The 24,028-nt window shown below is 47.1% G+C and carries 18 protein-coding genes; 13 read left to right on the top strand and 5 right to left on the bottom strand.

Features of this window, described 5'->3' with window-relative positions; genetic code table 11:
* Positions 1-5 precede the first annotated feature (5 nt).
* From QFZ80_RS36550 to QFZ80_RS36585, 8 genes are all read left to right on the top strand, one after another.
* Positions 6-1,232 (top strand): Ger(x)C family spore germination protein, encoded by a 1,227-nt coding sequence (locus QFZ80_RS36550; RefSeq protein WP_307563493.1) that lies wholly within the window; start codon positions 6-8, stop codon positions 1,230-1,232.
* Positions 1,232-1,414 carry a hypothetical protein gene (locus QFZ80_RS36555; protein WP_307563494.1) on the top strand — a complete coding sequence of 61 codons (183 nt, stop codon included), beginning with the start codon at positions 1,232-1,234 and terminating at the stop codon, positions 1,412-1,414. The genes QFZ80_RS36550 and QFZ80_RS36555 overlap by 1 nt, the downstream gene beginning before the upstream one ends.
* Before the next feature lie 213 nt (positions 1,415-1,627).
* The gene (locus QFZ80_RS36560; RefSeq protein ID WP_307563496.1) at positions 1,628-2,338 is read left to right on the top strand and encodes a metallophosphoesterase family protein; all 711 of its coding nucleotides are present in this window, start codon (positions 1,628-1,630) and stop codon (positions 2,336-2,338) included.
* A 99-nt stretch (positions 2,339-2,437) separates the two neighbouring features.
* A complete protein-coding gene (locus tag QFZ80_RS36565; RefSeq protein WP_307563498.1) occupies positions 2,438-3,379 on the top strand; it encodes an AraC family transcriptional regulator in 942 nt (313 codons plus the stop codon).
* 483 nt (positions 3,380-3,862) lie between these two features.
* Positions 3,863-4,840, top strand: coding sequence for an ABC transporter permease (locus QFZ80_RS36570; protein ID WP_373460322.1), 978 nt, complete (start codon positions 3,863-3,865; stop codon positions 4,838-4,840).
* 3 nt (positions 4,841-4,843) lie between these two features.
* Complete coding sequence (locus tag QFZ80_RS36575; RefSeq protein ID WP_307563500.1) at positions 4,844-5,740, top strand: carbohydrate ABC transporter permease; 897 nt, start codon at positions 4,844-4,846, stop codon at positions 5,738-5,740.
* A 64-nt stretch (positions 5,741-5,804) separates the two neighbouring features.
* Entirely contained in the window at positions 5,805-7,400 is a 1,596-nt protein-coding gene (locus QFZ80_RS36580; protein ID WP_307564329.1) for an extracellular solute-binding protein, read from the top strand.
* Between the two features lie 111 nt (positions 7,401-7,511).
* Complete coding sequence (locus tag QFZ80_RS36585; RefSeq protein ID WP_307563502.1) at positions 7,512-9,275, top strand: hypothetical protein; 1,764 nt, start codon at positions 7,512-7,514, stop codon at positions 9,273-9,275.
* Between the two features lie 27 nt (positions 9,276-9,302).
* Here QFZ80_RS36585 and QFZ80_RS36590 read toward each other — a convergent pair whose 3' ends face one another.
* On the bottom strand, positions 9,303-10,370 hold the full coding sequence (locus QFZ80_RS36590; protein ID WP_307563504.1) for a glycoside hydrolase family 88/105 protein: 1,068 nt from the start codon (positions 10,368-10,370) through the stop codon (positions 9,303-9,305).
* 129 nt (positions 10,371-10,499) lie between these two features.
* Here QFZ80_RS36590 and QFZ80_RS36595 point away from each other — a divergent pair, with 129 nt between their 5' ends.
* From QFZ80_RS36595 to QFZ80_RS36610, 4 genes are all read left to right on the top strand, one after another.
* Positions 10,500-11,423, top strand: coding sequence for an AraC family transcriptional regulator (locus QFZ80_RS36595; RefSeq protein ID WP_307563506.1), 924 nt, complete (start codon positions 10,500-10,502; stop codon positions 11,421-11,423).
* 333 nt (positions 11,424-11,756) lie between these two features.
* Positions 11,757-16,325 carry an Ig-like domain-containing protein gene (locus QFZ80_RS36600; RefSeq protein WP_307563508.1) on the top strand — a complete coding sequence of 1,523 codons (4,569 nt, stop codon included), beginning with the start codon at positions 11,757-11,759 and terminating at the stop codon, positions 16,323-16,325.
* A complete protein-coding gene (locus tag QFZ80_RS36605) occupies positions 16,322-19,057 on the top strand; it encodes a discoidin domain-containing protein (protein WP_307563510.1) in 2,736 nt (911 codons plus the stop codon). The genes QFZ80_RS36600 and QFZ80_RS36605 overlap by 4 nt, the downstream gene beginning before the upstream one ends.
* An 84-nt stretch (positions 19,058-19,141) precedes the next feature.
* Entirely contained in the window at positions 19,142-21,445 is a 2,304-nt protein-coding gene (locus QFZ80_RS36610) for a helix-turn-helix domain-containing protein (RefSeq protein ID WP_307550289.1), read from the top strand.
* Positions 21,446-21,494: 49 nt separating this feature from the next.
* Here QFZ80_RS36610 and QFZ80_RS36615 read toward each other — a convergent pair whose 3' ends face one another.
* The gene (locus QFZ80_RS36615) at positions 21,495-21,851 is read right to left on the bottom strand and encodes a DoxX family protein (protein ID WP_307563512.1); all 357 of its coding nucleotides are present in this window, start codon (positions 21,849-21,851) and stop codon (positions 21,495-21,497) included.
* 1 nt (position 21,852) lies between these two features.
* Positions 21,853-22,620 (bottom strand): DODA-type extradiol aromatic ring-opening family dioxygenase, encoded by a 768-nt coding sequence (locus tag QFZ80_RS36620; protein WP_307563513.1) that lies wholly within the window; start codon positions 22,618-22,620, stop codon positions 21,853-21,855.
* Positions 22,621-22,785: 165 nt separating this feature from the next.
* On the opposite strand from QFZ80_RS36620, the gene catR reads away from it, so the two are divergent.
* A complete protein-coding gene (gene catR / locus QFZ80_RS36625) occupies positions 22,786-23,103 on the top strand; it encodes a catDE operon transcriptional regulator CatR (RefSeq protein WP_307563515.1) in 318 nt (105 codons plus the stop codon).
* Positions 23,104-23,214: 111 nt separating this feature from the next.
* Here catR and QFZ80_RS36630 read toward each other — a convergent pair whose 3' ends face one another.
* Entirely contained in the window at positions 23,215-23,595 is a 381-nt protein-coding gene (locus tag QFZ80_RS36630) for an ArsR/SmtB family transcription factor (protein ID WP_171646032.1), read from the bottom strand.
* A gap of 1 nt (position 23,596) precedes the next feature.
* Positions 23,597-24,022 carry an SRPBCC family protein gene (locus QFZ80_RS36635; RefSeq protein WP_307550279.1) on the bottom strand — a complete coding sequence of 142 codons (426 nt, stop codon included), beginning with the start codon at positions 24,020-24,022 and terminating at the stop codon, positions 23,597-23,599.
* Positions 24,023-24,028: the final 6 nt, after the last annotated feature.

The following is a 24,028-nucleotide window of genomic DNA, read 5'->3' on the forward strand; positions in this document are numbered from 1 at the left end:
GTTGGATGAAAACACGAATTTTATTGGGATTGATCCTTTTGACGATGCCGATTCTCTCGGGCTGCTGGAGCCGGATTGAGGTCAATGACCTTGCATTTGTAACCGCGGCAGGAATCGATAAGATGGAGGATGGCAAAATCCGTTTAGCGCTGCAAGTGGCTATTCCGAGAATGTTAGGTGCTGCGGGTCAAGGAGGCTTTGGCGGGGAAAAAGATATAGGAACTAAAGCTGTATGGATTGTTTCAGAAAAGGGAGAAACGATTCTGGATGCCTATCGGAGACTCCAGGAGAAACTGCCGCGCCGAATTTTCTTTTCCCACAGCGGTATTATTATTATTGGCGATCAAATGGCTCGAGGCGGTGTTTCACCGATACTCGATTTTTTTATAAGACAACGGGAAGCGCGTATGCGCAGTTACATCATATTCACAAAAGGGGAATCTTTAAATATTCTCAAGTTTATCCCCAAACTCGAAAAAATACCGGCTGAAATCATGAGAGAACAAGTGAAACAGCACATTGGTGTAAGGATAAATTTGAAGGATTTTGTCCATATGCTGGTGACAGAAGGTGTGGAACCGGTTGCTGCTGAAATGGAACTCGCTTCTTCGAACTTAGCAAATGAAGAGGATTCCAAGGCGCCATCTCCGTCAAATTTGGAAACCAACCTGTCGGTCAAAGGATCAGCGATATTCAAGAAGGATAGATTAGTCGGTTGGATGAATGATTTAGAGACGAGAGGAGTTCTTTGGCTTCGCAAGGAAATGAAAACGGGCGTTGTCACCGTAAACATTCCGAAGGAAAAGGGAAATGGAAAAATAAGTGTTTTAATATTGAAGGCAAAGACTCAAATCACTCCGATTCTTAGGAATGGAGAATTAAACATGGAAGTGAAAGTGAGAGCTGAGAACGAACTTTATGAGAATAACTCGAAATTGGATGTCAGTGATCCTAAAGTGATTCAGTTTGTGGAAAATGAATTGGAAGAGGATCTCAAACAAAGAATCCAAATCGTACTCGATATGGCGCAAAAAAAATTCGAATCAGATATTTTCGGATTTGGCATTGAAGTGGAACGGAGATATCCAAAAGAGTGGAAGAATAAGTATAAAGAACATTGGGAAGAAGAATTTCCAAAGCTGAAAGTCAATATCATTGCTAATATGACAGTAAACCGTACAGGTTTAACGAATAAACCTTTGATTTTGAAAGTGAAGGAGTCCGAAAAATAATGAAAGTCATCCTGATTGTAGTTCTTTTTGGACTTCTTGCTTCTCGAGATGTGCCCGGATTGATGAGGAACAAAAAGTACCGTAAAGATTTGGTTGTATACAGTTTTTTGATGATGGTAGGGATGACCTTGAGTTTTCTTGCTATTTTCCATGTTTACCTTCCGATCTGGCCGCATAGTTAAAGGAGTATCATACATCAATAGTAATAGGAATTGGAAAGCAGGACGTCCATCAGGACGTCCTTTTCATGTTTCCTACGTTAGATGAATGATAATTAAGGAATCCCGAACAAACCAAACTATGATAAAATAAAATCTAAATAATAGAAATACGCATAGATTCAGAGTTTGCTAGGGAGCGGATTTGCCGGAGCGCGCCATCAGGAGGTACAGGATATGAAAAGAACGTTAGCCGTAAGCGATATACATGGCTGTGTGGATGAATTCAAGCAATTACTCGATAAAGTAAATTTTAATGCCGTAGAAGATCAGCTCGTGCTGCTTGGTGATTACGTGGATCGAGGGCCGCAAAGTCGGGAAACCGTGGAATTGGTTATGCATTTGGTGCGAGAAAAGGGAGCGATTGCGCTCAAAGGAAATCATGATCAACGTTTCGTGGATGTTCTGGGGGACGTAGATTCACTAACAGAAATGAAGTTTTTTGAGCATGGAGGCATCCAAACTTTTAAAAGCTTCTGCGGGACCGAGGCTCTTGACTTGAAGCAATCGAAAGAACGAATCCGGGCAAAATTTAGCGATCATATTTCATTTCTAAATAATCTTCCGTTCTATTACGAGGACGAGACGCACATTTATGTTCATGCTGGGCTTAACCCCGCATTTTTGGATTGGAAAACTCAGCCAGAAAGGGACTTTATGTGGATTCGAGCTCCTTTTGTCCAGCAGCGAACCGTCGTTAAAAAAACAGTCGTTTTTGGGCATACACCAGCTAAGGATATTCATGGGAAAGCAGATGTTTGGTTCGATCGTGATAAAATCGGCATTGATGGCGGCTGTGCTTACGGCTTGCAAATCAATTGCTTGGAAATCAAGGGCAGGAATCAATACAAGACCTACTCGGTTGCTTCCAAAGGGAGTTGGAGATAATCGATGGGATAGCATCGGGCTAGCCCTTTAGCAAGAAAGATCAAGAACCGTTATTTTAAATAGCTTACACTGTATTTAGAATGCTGGAGGGGGCAACCGATGGACACCGATTACTTTGTGCAGATTCAGAAGACCTTGGATTATATTGAAGATCACCTTTCTGAGCCTTTATCTGTTGCTTGTTTAGCTCAAGTCGCTTGTTTCTCTGAATTCCATTTTCATAGAGTCTTTCAAACCATGGTGGGAGAAGCTGTGATGGAGTATGTTCGGAAAAGAAGATTAGCGAGCGCGGCCTATCAGATCGCACATACGGAGAAGAAGTTAATCGATATTGCCCTCGACAATGGGTTCCAGTCCCATGAGAATTTCACTCGAGCATTTAAAAAAGTTTTTGAACGTACGCCGCTTGCTTACCGTAAACAAGGCATACTGACGCCAGTTTATGCGAAAGTGAATGTGCTGCAAAGAAAATTCAACCCAAAGAGGAGAGACTTTGAGCTACGCTCAAAGATCCCTATATTAGGAGGAATTCGAATGGAATATCAACTGAAGACGAAGCCTGCTTTTAAACTGATTGGCTATGAACTGAAAACGTCCTGCAAAGAGGGAAGAAACCATCGTGAAATCCCTGCATTCTGGGGCTCGTATCTACAAGAGGGCAAGGGGAATCGCATTCCCAATCGTGTACATGCAGATTCACAAGTTGAGTTGGGCATTTGTACGGATTTCAACATGGAGACTGGTGATTTAAGTTATATTATCGGAATGGAGGCCACAGGTTTTGAAGGTGTGTCTGCCGATCTGGTGAGCCGTGAATTTCCGGAGGCAAGGTATGCTGTGTTTACAACACCGAAGGTGACTCAGGATCAATTTTCTGCATCCATTCAGAGCACGTGGAAGTCCATTTTCGAAGAGTGGTTTCCTCACTCCGGCTATGAACATGCAGGTGGTGCGGAGTTCGAACTGTATGATGAACGCTGTAACCCATCCAAAAATGAGCTCATCCAAATGGACATTTATATTCCGATCAAGGAAAAATAGAGCAGCATTGCTTGTAACAAATAGGAATCATTTGTAACCAAAATGACATCTGGTTTTCATCTTCCTTTAAGGTTCGGAGCCTATAATGAAATTCGACCCCCTTTTTAAATATATATACTTGAAGACCCGCAGCCCGTTGCTGTGGGTCTCTTTTTTGCGTTTGGGCTTGTGAGCTTGCGGTGAGTAGAGCGTAGAGTGGTAGCGCGATATCCGAGCCTATGTAGCCGCGACTCGCCCATCACTACGCTCGAACAAGCTCGTTTCCGCCGCCAAGACACGGAAATCGAGGTAAACCGCCCTCGTTACCGTATTGCTTAGTAGCCGTCACCTTAGGAAAATGAACCTAGTTTAAGTAAGGTGACAGGGTAATTGTTAAGAAAAGACAGCAGAGCAAAACGTGTCTATTTGCAAGCAAGCAGTGGCAGTATACGATGATATCGCCGGCAGAACAGCAGGCTCACATTTGGAAAGGGTGAACACAACATGGAGGAAAGAGTGACCGGCTTAAATAAGAAGCTAAGCCAGCGGAAGCCAATTCCAACCAAGCCGATTCCGTCCACATTCCGAGGCCGCTTGATACGGGATCGACATTTGTATCTGATGCTTCTGCCTGTGATCGGATTTTATCTATTATTTAAATATGCTCCGATGATCGGCGAGATTATTGCCTTCAAGGACTACCGATTCGCCGACGGCATCTTCGGCAGCAAGTGGGTAGGGTTTAAACACTTCACAAGCTTGTTCCAAAGCATCGATTTCTGGAGAGTACTAAGAAATACGTTGCTGCTCAATGTGTACAGCCTTGTTTTTGGATTTCCGGTACCCATTCTACTCGCACTTCTGCTTAATGAGGTACGCAAGGAGTGGTACAAACGGACCGTTCAGAATCTGCTCTACTTACCTCATTTCATCTCATGGGTTGTTCTTGGGGGCATCTTCATTGCTATGCTTTCACCGAGCACGGGGGTTGTCAATTTGGTGCTAACGAAAGTGTTTGGCATCGAGCCTATATACTTCATGGCTAGCTCCAGCTGGTGGCCTGTTGCTTACACCTTATCAGGCATATGGCGGGAAGCGGGCTGGGGCACGATTCTTTATTTGGCTGCAATGGCCTCGATTGATCCGCAGCTGTATGAGGCCGCCAAGATGGACGGTGCTTCGAAACTGCGTCAGATTTGGCATATTACATTGCCCGGCATTCGCAGTACAATCGCTATCCTGCTCGTTCTCCGCATGGGGCACATGATGGATGTGGGGCTTGAGCAGACACTGGTGCTGCAGAATATGTCTGTCTTGGATGTTGCGGATGTAATTAGTACATACGTGTACCGTGTTGGTTTGCAGAATATGAATTACAGCTATACGACGGCTTTAGGCTTGTTCCAATCTGCAGTTGGGTTGATACTGGTCGTAGGCGTAAATAGATTGACTCGAGCGTTCGGAGAACGGGGGTTATGGTAAGCGATGCAAAGTTTATATAAAAAGCAATCCCTTTTATCCCGCTTTGGGACGTCAGCTAATTATGCGATTCTCGGCTTTCTTTCGTTAATTGCCTTATACCCGTTCTGGTATGAGGTTGTATCGTCCTTCAGCAGCAGCAGGGCTATTACAGCGGGTGAGGTGACACTGTGGCCGGTCGAATTCAATACGGAGGCCTATAAACGACTTTTCCAGGATGGGCAGCTCTTTGTAGCGATGGGCAATACGGTGCTGGTAACCATTGTCGGCACCGTACTCAATATGACACTTACCTTACTGGCCGCTTATCCGCTTTCCAGACGAAGACTGATGGGACGTAATGGGCTGCTCATATTCATCACCTTCACCATGTTGTTCGTTTCGGGCGTAATCCCGAATTTTATACTCGTTAAATCATTAGGACTTATGGATACCTATTGGGCGCTTTGGCTTCCCTCATTAATCAGTACGTACAACATGTTTGTGATGAAAACGTTCATGGAAGGTTTACCGGAGGAGGTGGAGGAATCAGCGTCGATCGACGGCGCAGGGGATTGGCGAATTCTGATTCAAATCATTTTACCGCTATGCAAACCGATCATAGCTGCCATTTCACTCTTTTATGCCGTAGGCTGGTGGAACTCTTACTTCAATGTCTTACTGTACATTACCAAAACAACCAAGCATACTTTGACGCTCAAGCTCTATCAAATGATCCTGCAGGTGGATCAGAATCTACTGGATCAAGGAGCCGGAAGCGAGGGTATTGCAGAGATAACGCTTACTCCCGAAGGGATTAAAGCGGCAGCGATTGTCATTGCAGTCACGCCAATTCTGGTCGTGTACCCGTTCTTGCAGAAGCATTTTGTCAAAGGCGTCTTGATTGGATCGGTCAAAGGCTGATATCTCGGGGCAAATAGTCCTTGATATATACCACACAATATTTAGGGGGATGGAACCATTGAAAATGACTAAACATGCGTGGAAACCAGTTCTTGCAGCAAGCTTGTCATTAGCAGTATTCGCTTGCAGTTCTAATACGACCACAGAGGGTGGCAGTTCAGCAAAGCCTCAAGGAAGTGCAGCTGCGACGGCAACAGCGGCCGGTCCGAAGAAAGAAATCAGCATTTCTGCCTTTGATCGTGGAACAGTAGCCGCAGAGGAAGGCAGCTACGAGAGCAACCGTTGGACAAAGTGGATGAATGAGAATTCACCGGCTAAGGTAACCTGGGTGCCGGTACCTCGTGCGCAGGCTCAACAAAAGCTAAGTACCCTCGTGGCTTCCGGAAGCGCGCCTGATCTCATCTGGGAGTACGACCGCAACTATATTGCGCAATTGGCCAACCAAGGTGCCATACAACCAGTAGACGGTTTTATCGAGAAATATAGTACGACTTTGAAAAAGTATCTGCAGGAGCATCCTGAGCTCAAATCAGCAACGACGATTAACGGCAAAATGTATGCTGTTACCAGCAGTCGAAGCATAGAAGGGCTTGCTAATCATGGAATGTGGATTCGTCAAGATTGGCTGGATAAGCTGGGCTTGAAAGCGCCGACGACAACAGAAGAACTGATCGAGGTGGCCAAGAAATTTAAGGAAGCGGACCCGGACGGTAACGGTAAAGCAGATACAGTACCAATTGCGTTTAATGGCAACGGTGTACAAATCATTAGAGCTCTCTTTTTCGTGAATGAGAATCAATGGTATTTGGAGGAGGGCAAGCTCAAGTTTGGCAGAACGTTGGATCGTTATAAGGATTCTGTTGCCTATCAGAAATCGTTGTTCGATCAAGGCTTGTTGGATAAAGAATATATCACGGATAGCAACTTCCAGCGCGCGCGTCAAATGTTGACTACTGGCAAGGCAGGTATTTATTTTGCTGGTTGGGATATTCAGAACGAATTCATGGATCTCAAGAAGAACGTACCGGACGCCAAGATGGTTCCATTGGAACCAGTAGCTAGTAAATATGGAAAAAACGGCTTGTATCAGGAGCTTCCGGCGAATATTCTGGTAGCCTTTAACAGTAAAATGAAAGAGGATAAAATCGAATCAGCCGTTAAATTCCTCGATTGGATGATGGAGAAAGGCGATATGTCGATGAAGTTCGGCGAGGAAAACGTCCATCACAAGCTAGTGGATGGTGTGATTCCGCAAAAAATCGACGCTGATAAATTCCGTAAGGAAGTTGGCTACGCTGCTGAGTATGCGATTGTAACTGATTTCAGCCTGAAAGCCGAGTGGTTCCCGACCATGGCTGCTCAGGATGCGCTCTCCCAGGAATATGCCAAATTGAAAACACAGTCGCTAGGTGTGGCACTCAAAAACAAATATCGCAGAGACATAGCCTTTAGCCCGGATATTCCGGAAGTAAGCCAATTGATCGCCACGTTCCATCCGATTGCTACGCAAATCGAGGTAAAAGCCGTAACTGGAGGCGGTGGATCAACCCCAGAGGCTGCAATGGAAGAGGCACGTAAAGAGTGGAAGCGTCTTGGTGGAGATAATGTTGAGAAGCTTGCACAAGAGTGGTATGAGAAGAATAAAGAGTTCTTGAAATAATCAGTGCACGCCCAATATATATAACTGAATTTGCGGGAAGGCGGCTTGCTTGAAGCGTAGGCTGACCTTCCCGTTGTTATTCAACAAACCCAATGGGAGGGATTGTTCAGCATGAGCGTAAATGAGACTATTCTTGATCACAAAGCACTTTTGATAAAAGCAATCAAAGCCAAAGAAAGTGAGTATGATTCTCAGGTTTGTATGCTTCGTCGTCCTTTTCATAGCCCGGGGTATCATACCACGCTTACGGCGAAGAATCACCCAACGACTCATCCAACTTATCAATCGCTGCTCTATGCGGTTGGCTTGCTAAATACGGAAATGAAGGAATATGAACAAAGGGCCTATGATATCATTGGCCTCCTATTATCCTTGCAGGATCGCAATCCGCTAAGTGATACTTACGGGATATGGCCTTGGTTTTATGAAGAGCCGCTTACACAGATGGCTCCTCCTGATTGGAACTGGGCGGACTTTTGCGGCAAGGAGCTGCTTCTTGCTGTACTGCGTCACGGTCATAAGATGCCTGAAGTGCTGAAAGATCAAATCCGAGAATCGGTAAGCTTTGCATGTGACGCGATTATCAAACGGAATGTAGGACCGCACTATACGAATATTGCGATTATGGGGGCATTTGTGACCTTGATTGCAGGTAGGGTGTATGATCGGAAGGATTATGCAGATTATGGGCTGGAACGATTGGAGAAGCTTCAGCACTATACAGCAAAACTAGGGACCTTTCAAGAATTTAATAGTCCTACCTATTCCGTCATTGCCATTGTGGAGCTTTCTAAAATTCACGAGTATTCCCTCAATTCTCGTGCTAAGGACATAGCCGCCGAATTGTTAGACATGGTCTGGCGAATGTTGGTCGAGCATTATCATCCGGTCACCCAGCAATGGGCTGGTCCGCACAGCCGCAGCTATAGTACCTTATTGACGAATAAGGCTAAGTCTTTCCTGCAAGTGACTACCGATAGTAGGCTGGTTTTCTTTGCCTCTGAGGATTTGGATTATGATGCAGAGTGGTATGGCAGCGGAATCCAATGTCCGAAACAGTACGTTGAGCAATTTGCCCGAGTAGAGGTGCGTGATCTTAGGCAGCCTTATTACCGCAATGAGGAAACCGGATTCGTGAAATGGGCGGAGACTTACATCACGCCGCAGTATGCGATCGGAGTGTTTAGGAAAGAGATCATGTGGAATCAAACAAGAGGGATGGTCGCTTATTTCGATAATGGCGGGCAGCCCACTTATTTGCAAATGCGCTGCTTACATGATGGATATGATTATTGCTCGGCTGTTCTCAGTGTTGCAGCGAGCCGCAACCAACTGCTGTTAGGCGTAAACTTTCTAACGAACGGTGGGGATACACATCCGAATTTGGATCGTATTCAAGGCCGTATAGAGGCGACTGATTTCCGGATTCGCATGGAATTTGGAGGTTGCTTGGAGCGAATGAGCATTGAGCAGGAAGGCGCTGTAGCACAAGTGCAGATCAATGGACTGCCTCTGCGTTTCGAAAGCTTATATGCTGCCTTTGAGGGTGATGGAAAGAACCAACTGGGCTACGGCGACAAAAACGTTTCCTCCGCTACAGCCGGTTGGAACTGGGAATGGAGCAAACAGGGAGACATCTATGGACTAGATCTGGTTATTTACGCAGGCGAGCGGCAAATATTAGATTTCCAAGCTATGGACAAAGCTGCTTTTTTATTCACGTTAGCTATAGGTGACTCGGTGAAGGAATTGCCTCTGATTCTCATTGAAGAAGAAGCGGAGCACGTGACAGCAAGGCGAGATGATAATCGTGCGGGCGGTTCGCAGCAACAGCTGTCGATTTCCTTGAAGCCGAATGACAAGCATCCGAACTAGATGAAGCAAAAAAAAGGAGCTCGCCAATTAAATGGCGGTCTCCTTCCTTTTTTCAATCATTTCTGAGAGCAGCATTAGCACTAGCCCCTGTCCATAAAGCGTTGGATAACACGGGATTGTGTTATAAGCTTCAATCGTTGGCATAACAGGTGTTCCGCCTGATACGCCAATTACTTCCCCGTTTGGCAAAACCTTTGATAGAATAGATTCAGCGGCGCGATAGGCTGCCTCTTTGCTGGATGGATCCAGCAAACCGCGTTTCACGGCTAATAGAATGCCGCAAGCGATACCGGCGCTGCCTGAAGTCTCCGGATAGTAATCAGGTTGATCCATGACAGTGGTCCATAGACCATCTGCTTGTTGATATCGGATAAGCCCATGCATCATAGCGCGGTAACGCTCTAAAGTTTCTTCGGGCACTTCGGTGAGGCCCTCGAGTTCTTGCAGGATCATCGGCGTTGCGATTGCGATCCATGCGTTAGCTCTCGTCCAGCGCGCAGCGGACATATGATCCTGTGCGATGCAGTTCCAACCGTGGAACAGCACACCTGATCTATCGTCCTGAAGCAGTCGTAAGTGGAGGTCAAGCTGATTGACAGCTTCCTGGGCATAGGCGGTTTCACCGGTAAGGCGGGCAAGACGCGCTAGGAATAGATCGACCATGAAGATCGTGTCTGCCCATACCTGCTCGGGGAAGCTGGCATTTTCGGTGACGGTATGCTCAAACGCGCCTTCCCTTGTACGGGGAGCTTCAGTCAGCATCCACTTCCCGATGCGCTCGGCAGTTTCCAGAAAGACGGGGTCCTTCGTGTGACCGTAAAGAGCAGGGAATATGGCGAAGGGAGCCATGGAGTTAATGACCTTCAAATGCTCCGATTTATGCATGTTTTGGCGTGCCCATGAGGTTAGATGATTCAGGATCTCCTGTTTTTGCGTGCTTTCATAATAGGCTAGTATCGATATGACGCCGACGCCGGGAACCCAGTCCCAGTGATGAATATCCAAACCCCAATTTCCCGAATGATCAGATAGCATGTAATCATAGATCTGGCTCGCGGTTTGTTCGAGATGAGCAGATGTTAGTGCAGTTGGCATTGTCGTATTCCTCCATGAAAGTGTAGTATCTACATTCACTATACTATGCAGGATGACCGCGAGGCTTGGCGTATGCTCTTATTGACTTGGGGTATTGTCTACGAAATATAACAAAGGAAGTGAAGAGTTGTGAGCGGGGTGAAATCGGAAAACTTAGAACGGGTGGAGCGGCCTGATGCCATTGGAGCGGCAATAGACGAGTGGACGAATCTGACACTCTCTGCCTTTCCCGTTCATTGTTTGTATCGAACGACGAGCTTGTACCAGCGCAACTTCCATTCGCACAGCGGATTCGAATTTTATTTATGTATACAAGGCAGCGGCAAATACATTGCTGGTGAACGGATTCATACATTAGGACCAGGAAGCTTTACGGTCGTAAGGCCTATGGCCATGCATAGATCGCGCCCGGATATGGAGGTTCCTTTTCATCGCTATGTCCTTGCCGTCGAGAAAGGCTATCTGGAAGGTTTGTACGAGCGTGATATGCAGATAGCTGCATGGATTGAGCAGTGGCTTCCAGGACCGGGCAGCGACTCCCTTCATGTCCAATTAAATGCCCGCCAATTGCTGGGCTTGCAGGAAACGCTTAGTCAGCTGGAGCGGGAAATCAGGGAACAGCAGCCGGGATATCCCCTTGCTGTGAAAGGGCTCCTGCTGCATATGTTTACTCAGTTAGGCCGTTATCAGACGGATATAAGCATTGTTCAGCCGGGATCGGGAGAACGAAAGAGGGTCGTCGAAAACATATTGAGCTATATGATGGAGCACTACCAGGAATCTTTGCGTATAGAGAATTTGTGCGGACAGTTTCACCTTTCGCGATCGTATCTTTGTAAAATTTTCAAACAGGATACAGGGGTTTCCGTCAATGAGTTTCTAATTGCCTATCGCATCAACAAAGCAAAGCAGTACTTACAAGGGAGCGATCTGCCCATAACGGAGGTTGCAGCTTCTGTAGGATTTCAGGATATTTCCCACTTTTGTCATACGTTCAAAAGATTGACGGACTTGACGCCGAGTGGTTATCGGAACCTGTACCTTTCAATTTAAATTCGTACATCAACTGGCATGCTGGGCAAGAGAGTTCTCTTGTCTCAGCATGCTTTTTTCCATTCATGGAAGTGACCTAGGGGCGGATCAAGTTACATCTTTTAAGACGTTTTTATTGAGAGAGTTGAATTGCACTCATACAGCGTTGGATCGAAAGAAATGCGACGTCCGACAAAAACTGTCTATTGTGATTTCAACTGCATTTGATAAGGTTAGTCTCATCATACAATGGAACCCAAGATTTGGGTGGAGGTGAGAGGAAGTGTGACGTCATTGTAGGCAATCATGCGAATATTTAAGTCAGGCTATTTATTAGGAGAAGGGTGTTCTGTAATGTTAAAAAAAATAGGTCCCATCATCTTAGCGATATTATTGTTTATTCAAACCATAGGTATGGCATCGACTGACGCACCTATCGCGTATGCGGCCGAGTCGGATGTGCCAAAGCTGCTAAGTGGTAATACAATAGGCCAGTTATTTCCGGAAAATACACCGGTCATTGATACTGGAGCCGTATATAATTGGCAGCAGGAAGGGCTCTATGCGACGAATCCTGGGCTTTTGGCTGCAGATTCTGGCGATGCGGCCCAAATGACAGACGGTTCTGTAAGCGTTGTCACGTCAACCTACAGTCAATCAGGAGCAGCTCACGGAACGTTGGTCTATGACCTGCAAGCCGTATACCGGGTATCCGCCTTGCAGGTTTGGTCCGAATTCTCGGGAACAAGCGGTTTAAAGCAGGTTGAGATTTATGCAAGTATCGACGGTGTGAATTACAACCGCGTTGCGGTTACCGAAAGTACATACGGGGATGTCGCAGGCATCGTTCCTGTGACCAGCAACATCAAACCTTCCCCTTATGCCAGATATGTAAAGGTCATCCTGCACAAAAATCCGGCCAAGCTCATGATGAGCATAGGAGAAGTGGCGATATGGGGTGACGCTGCGGAAGCGCCGGCGATTCTAAGCAATAACCAGTTAAAAGCCGGTGGTCACTATGTCACAGGGATGCCAAAGCTGGATACAAAGGCAACCTATAAATGGAGCACCGAACAGCCTTTTGTGACGCAAGCTGGTTTAATGACGAGCGACAATGAAGCCGGCGCTAAGAATGATGGGAGCGTCAGCGGCTTGCCTGATCTAATTGACGGTTCGAGCACGGAGGAAACGGCAGATACGATAGCCAGTATGGCCGCAGGTTCCCAAGGAAAATACGGAACGGTAACTTTTACATTAAATGATATGTATCAGATCGGGAATATCGATGTTTGGTCCAAAGCGGAGAGCGGTAATTTCATGGACGGCTATGAAGTTTTGTTAAGCGTCGATAACGTTAATTATTTCTCAAGCGGATACACTGCGAATCCGAACAGCCGATATGAAAGTGGCATGGTCAATACGCCTTCCTACGGCACCCCCGGCAAGCATGCGAAATATGTAAGAATCGTCATGCATAATGCGAACGACTCCGACCGACTGATTGCGGGGGAGATCGCAATCTGGGGCTGGAAGCTGTATGATGTGACGCTTGCCAAGAAAGACAACCCGGATCAGGTCGAATTCACGACCTATGTGAAAAATTACAACACGCTATATTTGGATTGGTCTGCGTATAATTCCGTAGTCAACAAGGTTAATAAATACAGCATCTACATTCGGAAGAGCGACTTTACGACAACAAACGGACTACCCGCTCATGTGACGGCCGATAACGGATCGGTTGAACAGAAGGGGAAGTTTCTGCTTGTTTCATCTTTGGAGCCAGAGACGACTTATTACATCGCAGTAACTCCGACGAGCACCGCCTCGGGCGAACGCAAGGATGTCAGCACGGTCAAAATCACGACACCTAGTGTTCTCGGCGGGGAGAAGGTCGGGGACATCTTCGCTATTAACGATACGCCTTATGGCGGAGGTAATTATGTGCAGCACGGGAGCAAAGAGGATGAGAACATCATCCGCAAGCTTATTCTGACGAGAGGCATCGAAGGGATTAACTTCAACCGTTGGTGGATTCATGATTCTTGGGTCAAAACGTTCTCCAATAAATACGGGGTTGGGTTCCATACGTTCTACCACGGGCCACAAGATGTTCCGATGGAAAACAAACAAGGAACCTGGTCCTTCTCCACGGTTAATGAGCCTGACTTAAAGGGCACAAATCCTTCTGCACTAGCCTTGCAATTTAAGCAAAACCACGAGAGCTTGAAGGCGGTGGATAGCCGAAATTTACTTGTTGAGCCTGCTCTTGGCGGAACTGAACCCGCAAGTATGACTTGGCTTGAGAACTTATATAAATCAGATGGGCAAAATGGGGCTTTAGTGAAAACCTATTTTGACGTGCTTGATGTACACCCCTATGTGAAAAACCATGAAGGCAGCTTGCCAGGACTTATTCCAGGCGCGCCGGAAATGCTGATTAAGAAAATTGAAGATATCCAGGCGCTGAAAGCCAAATATGGCGATCAGGAGAAACCGATTATCTTCACGGAGCTAGGATGGAGCACCTATACGGGAAGCAGTTATCTTCGTCCAGTGAATCAGATCACACAGCGCAACTATTTGGCTAGAGCTTATATGCATGCGATTGCAGGCGGGATTAAGAGAATGCACTGGTACGATTTCCAAGATGACGGACTCGATGCGACCAATCTAGAGCATAATCTGGGACTCATCGACTGGAACGGCATTCCGAAGCCAAGCTATTATGCTTACTATATGATGTCTAAGGTACTGAAAGACGCCAAATACGTAAGAGCCCAGCCGAATGTCGAGCACCCGTACTATGGATATGAATATTGGCATGAAGGGAAAAATCAGTATATCACATCGCTCTGGGCGGCGGATGAATCAACCAAAACAGCAACCTTCAAAACGAAGGACGCCGGGCTTACCGTTGTGGGTATTGACGGAAGCTATACCTATTTGCCAGTCAGCGATGGAAGCGCAAGCTTAACGATTAATGGCGCACCTGTGTTTATTTACTCCAGCACGGGCGTGGAGATTTCGTCCATTGATGATTCCTTTGTGTTAAAGACTCCATCGGTGGATGTTAGACGTGGAGAGATTATCCACGCTGCGATCAACCGATTCGGGATGGGTGCGGAGCTGGACGGAAGGTTGGAGCTAATTGGTCCATCCGATGAATGGAAGCTGGAAGGTGACGTGAACTTTACAGCGGGAACGACTGCCATTCCGATTGCTATTCCCGTTCCGCTTAACGCGGAAGAGAAGATCCAGGAGCTTACGCTCCAAGTCATCTCGGGCACATCGCTTGTTGCGTCCATGAAATTAAAGGCCAATGTGCTGGAAACAGTCAAAGTCCGCATGGTTCCTGAGATTGCTGTACCCGGGCAATGGGATCAATGGAACGCGGCAATTTATGTGGAGAATGCGACTGAGGACAAAGAACTTAACGGCACTATAAGCGTTACCGAGGCTGTATATTTGGTCTTAGGACAAAGCGGCCCGATTGCTTTCAATGGTCTCTTGCCTGGGGAAATCAAGAAAATAACGATTCCGATCATCGAGCTCCCGGAGCAAGCGAGAGCCAAGTTAAAGCTCACGGTGGAGCTGGATAGCGGATTTACGAAGCTCGTGGAGAGACCATTTAACTTTATTGCAGCTGTGAACGACCAGACGGCACCGATCATAGATGGCAGCCTGTTAGAGGCAAGCTGGCATAATGGCATGCCTATCGACATTAACCGATCGGATCAAAATAAGAACATCGCCAATTGGGGCGGTGAGCAGGATTTAAGCGGCAAAGGCTATCTGAAGTGGGACCGCAGCCATCTCTACTTTGGTATGGAGGTAAAAGATAATATCCATCATCAAAAAGGCACTGGCGGCGACATGTGGCAGGGGGATAGCATACAGTTCTCCGTGGATACGGGAAGAGTTAACGGCATCGGCAGCGCGGAAAACAACGAGTTCGGTATCGCGCTAGGAGAACAAGGACCGATGGTCTGGAGATGGTTGTCAGCTAACGGTAAACCAACAGGGGAGATGACGACTGTGCAAGCGGTAGTTAATCGCAGCGACATCGCCACCACCTATGAGCTCGCGATTCCGTGGTCGGAGCTGCTGCCTGAAGGCCAATCGCCACAGGACAAAGACATTTTTGGGTTTTCCATGCTGATTAATGAGAATGACGGCACTACCCGACGCGGTTGGCTTGAATACATGAGCGGGATTGGTTCCAGCAAAAATACACAGTTGTTTGAAGATTTGATTTTAACCGAAATCGCTGCGCCCGAAGTGCGGGTAACAGGGGTTACGCTGGACCAAATGACGGCATCATTGAATCTGGGAGAAACGACCGTCCTGAATGCGACGCTCCTTCCTGGCGACTCGACCAACAAACAAGTTCGTTTTACATCGAGTGATCCAGCGGTGGCAAGCGTTGTGCAAGGGGTCTATGGTCTGCAAGCAACCGTCATTGGTATGTCAGCGGGTACGGCAACGATTACCGTGACGACAGACGATGGTGGCTATACGGCGAACAGTACGGTGACAATCAAGGCGCCTTCCGACGGCGAAGTGCAAGTAACAGGGGTTGCACTGAACCGCTCGACCGTAACATTGAAAGAGGGTCAAGCGATTGTCCTGAACGCAAAGGTCCAACCTAGCAATTCAAGCAACAAGCAGGTCCGCTTCGCATCGAGCAATCCGGCGGTTGTTAGTGTTACGCAAGAGGTTAACAAGCAGCATGCAATCATTACTGGAGTATCAGCAGGTACGGCAACGATTACCGTGACGACCGACGATGGCAGTTATACGGCGAGCAGTATAGTGACTGTCGAGGCACGTTCAAAAGGTGATGATATGCCTTATGAAGCGGCCACCGACGAAGCTGTTCCGATCCTGTACGCCACATACCAGAGAGGAGCTTTGCCATGAGATTTATGAAAAAGAGCTGTGCTCTTGTAGTTGCATTGGCCTTTCTGCTCGGCTTGGTTTCCGCTGCTATTCCTTTGGAAAGTCAACCTGTTCAGGCGGCAAACGGCGAGAAGTTACTAAGCGGAAATGTGATCGGTGGGACACTCTTCCCTGAGGGTACAGCGGCTATGACTACAGGAGCGTCCTATACCTGGTTGACAGAAGGGATCCATGCGACGGATCCGGCGCTGATCGCTTCGGATGACATTGGTGGGCCGGATATGTCGGATGGCAGTAACGGCCCTGACGATAACACGGGCAGCACAACGGGGAGCGCGGAAGGCTCTGCCGCATATGGAACGCTTATATACGACTTGAAATCCGTCTATAAGGTATCATCGGTGAAGGTATGGACGGACACGGACAATAACAGTCATATGAGGAATTTCGAGGTGTATGCCAGCTTCGACGGAGTGACTTACAATCAGATTGGGACTGTGGACAATGTGAATCCACCAGGCTCAGGTTTTGCCCCGGTTACGCTTGCCGTCAAGCCTGCCGTTTATGCCCAATATATCAAAGTCATTATGCATAAGGATCCGGCAAAGCAAGTCATGAGGCTAGGAGAAGTGGCCGTATATGGCGATGCTCTGGAGCCGACGGCTATCTTGAGCAATAACCATTTAAGGTCTTCCGGCTATTTTTATAATACGTCCCTTCCTAAGATTGCAACAGGCGCATCCTACGAGTGGTTGACCGATCAACCGTTCGTTACAGATGGAGATTTAATCAAATATGATAACGATAGCTCCAAGAATGACACTGTAGGGGGAGCACCGGACTTAATTGACGGTTCCAGCAAAGAATCCGATGCGGCTTCTACGACCAACTCGATCTGGGGTTCGAAAGGGAAGTTCGGCTCGGTTGTCTTCAACTTGAACGATGTGTATCAAATCGGGAAAATCGATGTATGGACATTGGCATCGGGCGGCAACAAGTTCATGGACGGGTATGAGGTTCTCGTTAGTACTGACGGCGTGAACTATACGTCTCTCGGCTATACGCCTAATGCGAGCAGCCGCACAGCGAACGCCGTCGTGAATACGCCAAGTTACGGCGTTCCAGGCAAGCATGCGAAATATATCAAAATGATTATGCATAATGCGAATAATTCGGAGATTTTAACGGTCGGAGAAGTGGCGATCTGGGGTTGGAAGCTGTACGACCCTGCGCTTCCGAAGAAGACGACGCCGGATCAAGTTGAGTTTACTGCAGAGCTCAAAAATTACAGCACGCTATATCTGGACTGGTCCAGCTATAACAGCGTCGTCAACAATGTAAACAAATACGGCGTATATATCGAGACCTCTACTTTTGCGAGTACAACAGGTTTGACGCCGAAGTTCGCGGCAGAGGCCAAGTCACTTGAGCAGGTCGGCAAATACTTATCGTATTTTGCCCTGAAGCCAGAGACCACCTATTATGTAGCCGTAACTCCCTTCCATTCAACCGGTGGAGAGAGGAAAGATGTTGAGACATTGAAAATGACTACGCCATCTGTTCTTGGCGGGGAGAAGGTCGGAGATATATTTGCCATCAACGATGCTCCTTACGGTGGAGGAAACTATGTGCACCATGGGGAGACGGAAGATGTGTTCCTGATGTCAAAATTGCGTCTTCTAAGAGATCTTGGAGGAATCAATAAGAACAGATGGTGGGATCACAGCAGCGCGATGAAGACGTTGTACGGCAAAAGCGGACTAAATTTCCACTACTTTTATCATGGTCCGGGCTATGTTCAGTCTGATAATAATGGAGGAGCCTATACGTTCTCTACTTACAATGAACCTGATCTTGCCAAAAGAGATCCGGCTGCTGTAGCGGCCGCTCTCAAGGCAAACCATGACAGTTTGAAAGCGGTCAGCAGCAAGAGCTTGCTTGTAGAGCCTGCTCTCGCCGGCTTGGATCGATTAAAAGCGGATGAGGGCTTGAACTGGCTGGATGCCTTGTATAATTCTGATGGACAGAATGGCGCCTTGGTGAAAACGTATTTCGACGTCATGGATGTCCATCCTTACGTCAAATATGAGTATCCTGCTGTTCCAGGGCTGGAACAAGGCGCACCTGAAAAGCTGCTCCAAACGTTCCAGGAATTGAAAACCGTCATGGCTAGCCATGGTGATGGAGAAAAGCCAATCGTAGTTACCGAGCTTGGCTGGAGCACCTATACAGGCGGAAGCTACTTAAAAACGGTGGATCGATCCACCCAAAGAAATTACTTGGCCAGAGCTTACATGCACGCCATCGCAAACGGAATCCGAACGATGCATTGGTATGATTTTGCTGATGATGGCACGGAGACTAACAATTTGGAGCATAACCTAGGACTGATCGACTGGAACGGTAAACCGAAAGAGAGCTATTACGGCTACTACACGTTGATTAGGGTGCTTAAGGACTCGAAATATCTGGGCGCTGTATCGAATGTGGCTAATCCTTATTATGGGTATCAATTCTGGGACGAGAATAAGAACAAGTACATCACATCTTTATGGGATGCGAGCTGGAAAACGACAAGCAGCACTTCCCGAACGGCCCAAATTGCGACATCTGATCCAGGTGTAACGATTGTTGGAATTGATGGGAGTTACAAATATATGGCTGCAGTATCAGGAGTTGTAAATGTACCTCTGACTGGAGCACCAGTGTTTATCTACTCTCTTGCCGGCGTTACTGTAAATTCCATCAACTGATAGGAAGACCAGATTTTCCCTCCCGGACAGCCGTGTTAATGGTACAATAGAAAACAAAACAATGCGCCGAAGCGGAGGTCCATCATGAGAACCAGCATATCCGGAAAAGCCATGATGATTTATGGTATCGTATTCCTTTTCATCATCGCCCTGACCTTCTGGTTGTCGTATACAGGCACTGTGGGCAGGCTGCAGAAGGACTTGCAGGATGCTAATCTTGCACTATTGAAACAGGTTGATTCCAAGATCGAGGCTGCCTTTCGCCAGACGGAGAAGGATCTGCTCTCCATGGCCGAGGGGCTGGAATTTGTTTATTTTATGAATAACAGCTACAGTGATGACGGACACAGATATAGCATTTACTATACATTGACAAACAGGTTAAGGGAATTCATTTCAAATAATCCAAATTATTCCTCTGTCTTTGCGTACTCTCATATCAGTGGAGACCTAATGACAGAGGAAACCTATTTAAAGCAAGCATCGTCAGAGTTCAATTGGTTGGCCCAGTACCTGGATATGCCTGAATATTTTAAGTGGCTATCGACTCAGAAGGTATGGGATGGCCATGAGACCCAAGATGTGATTACCTTGGTCCGCAGTTTTCCTAGCCTCAGCAGTCCTGGCTTCAGGAAGGGTCTAATGGCTATTAGCATCAAAGAGGCTCAGTTGTTTCAGATGATTAAAGAGATCTACGAGGATGGCCACGCTGGTCAATTTTTCATTCTGGATGCGGAAGGAAATGTCGTCACTCATGATGATAAGAACCAGCTTTACCGCAATATGAAGTCGCTGTCATATATTAAGACGATATTAAGCGATCCAGACAGCGGATCCTTCAACGTGAAGCTGGACGGAATTCAGGAGTCTGTCTTTTACCGGACGAGCGGATACACGGGCTGGAAATTTGTCAGCATAATGCCGGAATCCACCGTATTTGAACCAATCAAGGTTACACGCAACCTGCTGCTCACCTTTGCCGTCGTGATGTTCTTTTTGGCATTGGCTGCCTTATTTTATGTGAACCGCTGGACCTTTAAGCCGCTGGATCGATTGGCGGGTAAGCTGTCCGGCGTGAACAAGCGGAGAGGGCAGGGGGCAGAGAGTATAGGACTCAGAAACCTGGAGCATATTTTCGATGAGATGGTTACGGACCGCGAGCACTTGGAGCAGCATGTCAGGGATTCGAAGCCGATGCTCAAGTGGAAGATCATGATGGATGTATTGAACGGCAACCGTTCCGATTTCCATGCGATGTATCATCATTTAGAATTTTTGGGGATTCACATGTATGCGGAGCGCTTTATCGTGTGTACGGCTGAGATTGGCAAGGAAGGAGAACAGCTTGCTCCGCGGGACGAAACGTTATATACCTATATGTTCTGCAATGTTGCGGAGGAGTTGATTCGAACTGAGCATGCAGGCATGGCCATCGATCTAGGGGGCGGCCGGGCTGCTGTCCTTCTCAGCTTCGCAGAAGGCGATGCGGAGCAGAATCATTTGAGAACGTTAGTCATACTTGAACTGATCCTTGATATCATGAAGAGGCAGTTTGGCTTAACGGTAACGGTCGGAGTCGGCAAATGCCGTATGGAGATGAAAGAGATACCGAACTCGTTTGATGAATCGCAGAAGGCGCTTCATTATAAAATGATCTTCGGCAAGCATTCGGTCATATCGGTAGATGACTTGCAGCCGCCGGACCGACAAGATTATTACAAGCTCAGCCGGATGATCGATCCGGTGATGGAAGCCATGAGGCAAACAGATCGCGTTAAGATGCTTACGTACTTATCGGATACATTCCGTGAAGCGGTTGGGAGCAATCTTCCTCCGGAATTGATTAGGCAGTTGTGTTATGACCTTGTGATGAAGTCTCTGCAAACCGTCAAAGCCATTGGGATTGAGCCGGAAATATCGATGGGTCCCCTAAGCAGCTTCTATGACCGGATTGGGAAATGTGAGAACTGGAAGGATGCAGAGCGGCTAGTCGGAGATATTCTCGAGGGCTTGGCTTCACAAATTGAGGAAAAGCGCAATCAACGTGGGAAAAATGAGACGATCGAGCGGATGCTGGACTATATCCGAGAGCATTATCAGGAGTATGATCTGTCCTTGGACCGGTTGGCCGAAATGTTTCATCTTACTCCGCCTTACATCAGCAGACTGTTTAAGGATCACACGGAAAGCAATTTTATCGATTATATGATCGAGATTCGCATTAAAGCGGCAATGGAACTTTTGAAAGATAAGTCCATTAAAGTTAATGACGTTTCGGGAGCGGTCGGATATGCAAATACGAGAAGCTTCCTGCGCACCTTCAAAAAATATACAGGCTTAACGCCAACGGAGTATCGGGAACACATGTCGAAGCCTATTCCGTCGTAAGTCGCAAATAACGGGTATCACCTGCCATTTGGCTGGGATACCCGTTTGTTTATGCACGTTTGGAACGTCTTAGCATAACAATTAATGCTAGGATGAGAAAGATAAGCGGTAATGCCGCGGTGCTCATACCTTGACCTGATCGGACATGGGTGAGCATAGCACCAGCCATTATAATTACAATAATGCCAGCGGAGAAGAAGGCAATACGCGGCTTCCAGAAGCCGATAATTAGCCCGATTCCAGCCAATAATTCAATAGCGCCAACAACATACATGGCATTTAGACCATACCCATAGGTTACTGTAAAAGCTTCCACCTGCATGGGAATTGTGGATAATTTCATAAAGCCAAACATTAAAAACGCGACTGCCAGCAAACCTTGAATGATGCGAGCCGTCCATTTCATGTTAAAAAGAGACCGAAAGATAGCTGAGCGAGCCGACTTCATAGCTGCGATGAATCACTTGAACAGGACGTTCTGGGTCGCCGCTGCCCATTGTAATAAAGAGCGGAATGAAATGCTCTGGTCTTGGCACAGCCATACGAGCATTCGGGGCTAAAGTGGCGTAGTCGAACAGCGCTTCCAGGTTCTGCGTTTGCATGTTCTGGATGAGCCATTCGTCGAAATCAACAGCCCAAGCGTCCGGCTCTTTGGCATCCCAATTGAGAGCTCGTAAGTTATGCACAGTAGCGCCGCTTCCGATAATCAGGATATCCTCCTGATCGAGGCCGCGCAGTGCTTCGCCAATGCGATACTGCTCTGCAGGCGGCAAGTACGGGTTGACGGACACTTGAATGACTGGGCATTCTGGTGTTGGAAACATCCGTAATAGCGGAACCCAAGAGCCGTGGTCAAGCCCGCGTTGGGAATCCAAGTTTACAGGGATGCTTTTCGCCGTGAATCGGTCAGAGATCATGCGAGCCAGCTCCACATCCCCTTTGGCAGGATATTTGATTTGAAACAGTTCATCCGGGAAGCCGCGGAAATCGTAGATGGTGTCATATACGTCATTGGTGGACGAAATAGTGAGTACCTCTGTTTCCCAATGAGCCGTAAAAATAACAATCGCTTTTGGGGAGAGCTGCTTGCCATAGTCGAGCAGGAATTGCGTGCAAGCTGTATCTTGAATAGCCATCATCGGAGATCCGTGTCCTACAAATATGGGCGAAATCACTGATAAAAACACTCCTTTATAAATTACTTAAATTCACTTAGTTACTTTATGTAACTGATATTACGTTAAAATGTTAGTTTCGTCAAGTAACTAAATTACTTTTTGTAACCTTGTATATCCGTGTCGACTTACTCTATAATAAATAGACATATAGAGGTGATAAACATGGAACGAAACCTATTGTGTCCTCGTTTCGAAAAAGCTGTAGAAATCCTCAGCAAGCGCTGGACATCGCTTATCGTTTTTCAATTACTATCAGGCCCGCAGCGGTTCATAAATATCGATCAGGCACTTCCGAATTTGAGCGGCAAGGTATTGTCGGAGCGGCTGAAGGAGCTTGAGCATGAAGGTATCGTTAAGAGGGTAGTATTCCCAGAAAGTCCTGTTCGTATCGAATATTCACTTACGGACAAGGGACTGGCATTGGCTCCGATTTTCGGTGAGATTGCAAAATGGTCACAAGAGTGGCTGCCTGTTCAGTAGCAGGTAGTGTAAAAAAGGTCATCTAACCTGTTGAAAACAGCAGGGCAGATGACCTTTTTTTGTTGAAGAAAAAAGCCGAGGGTTCGAAGAACCGACGACTAGTAGTATTTGTTATTCGTGTTTCGTAGGATCGACCAATTCCAAAGCGGATAAAGCATTTCCGCCTTCCTCATCGTCCGATTCCACGAACCGTTTGAGCACATTTAACTTGTTTTCCCAATAGCGTTCATAATAGGATAGCCAACGCTTCAACTCCATAAGCGGTTCCGCCTCCAGCCTGTATCGGGTCTCGCGGCCGACTTTGCGTTCTTTCACCAACCCGGCATCAGCCAAAATGCGAAGATGCTTGGACACCGCGGTGCGGCTCATCGGGAAATGTCCAGAGATAACCGTGACGGGCATCTCTTGCTCACCAAGCAGCTTCAATACCTGACGGCGGGTCGGATCGGCGATCGCTTGAAAAACGTCATGCTTCTGCGAGGGGACAGCCATCTTAAGCCTCGACGTAAGCAGTGAGTGCCTTCACTATGCCACCCCAGCCCATCGACATCGTCTCGCGAACAACCGCATGAGGTTGACCGAATTCCGTAACTTTATCCGCATCCCAACCAGAGTGGACGAGAGTGAACTCCGTTTTGCCTTCTAAATCGTTCAATTGGAAAGTCAGCGACCAATCCTTACCCCATTCGAAAGATAAACGGTTAGGCGGGTCAAGCTCGGTTACTTTACAAGGGGATTTGCCAAAAGGACCTGCTTCCAAGTGAAACTCATAGCCTACCTCTGGCTTGAAATCATTTGGCATGAGCCAAGCCGCGATGCCTTCAGAGGTTGCTACAGCATTCCAAACCTTTTGAATCGGTGCGTTAAAAACTAGTGTTTGCTTGATATCCGGCAATGTGCCTTGAGTCTGATTTTCCATAAATAA

The sequence above is a fragment of the Paenibacillus sp. V4I7 genome (assembly GCF_030817275.1).
Lineage (GTDB): Bacteria > Bacillota > Bacilli > Paenibacillales > NBRC-103111 > Paenibacillus_E.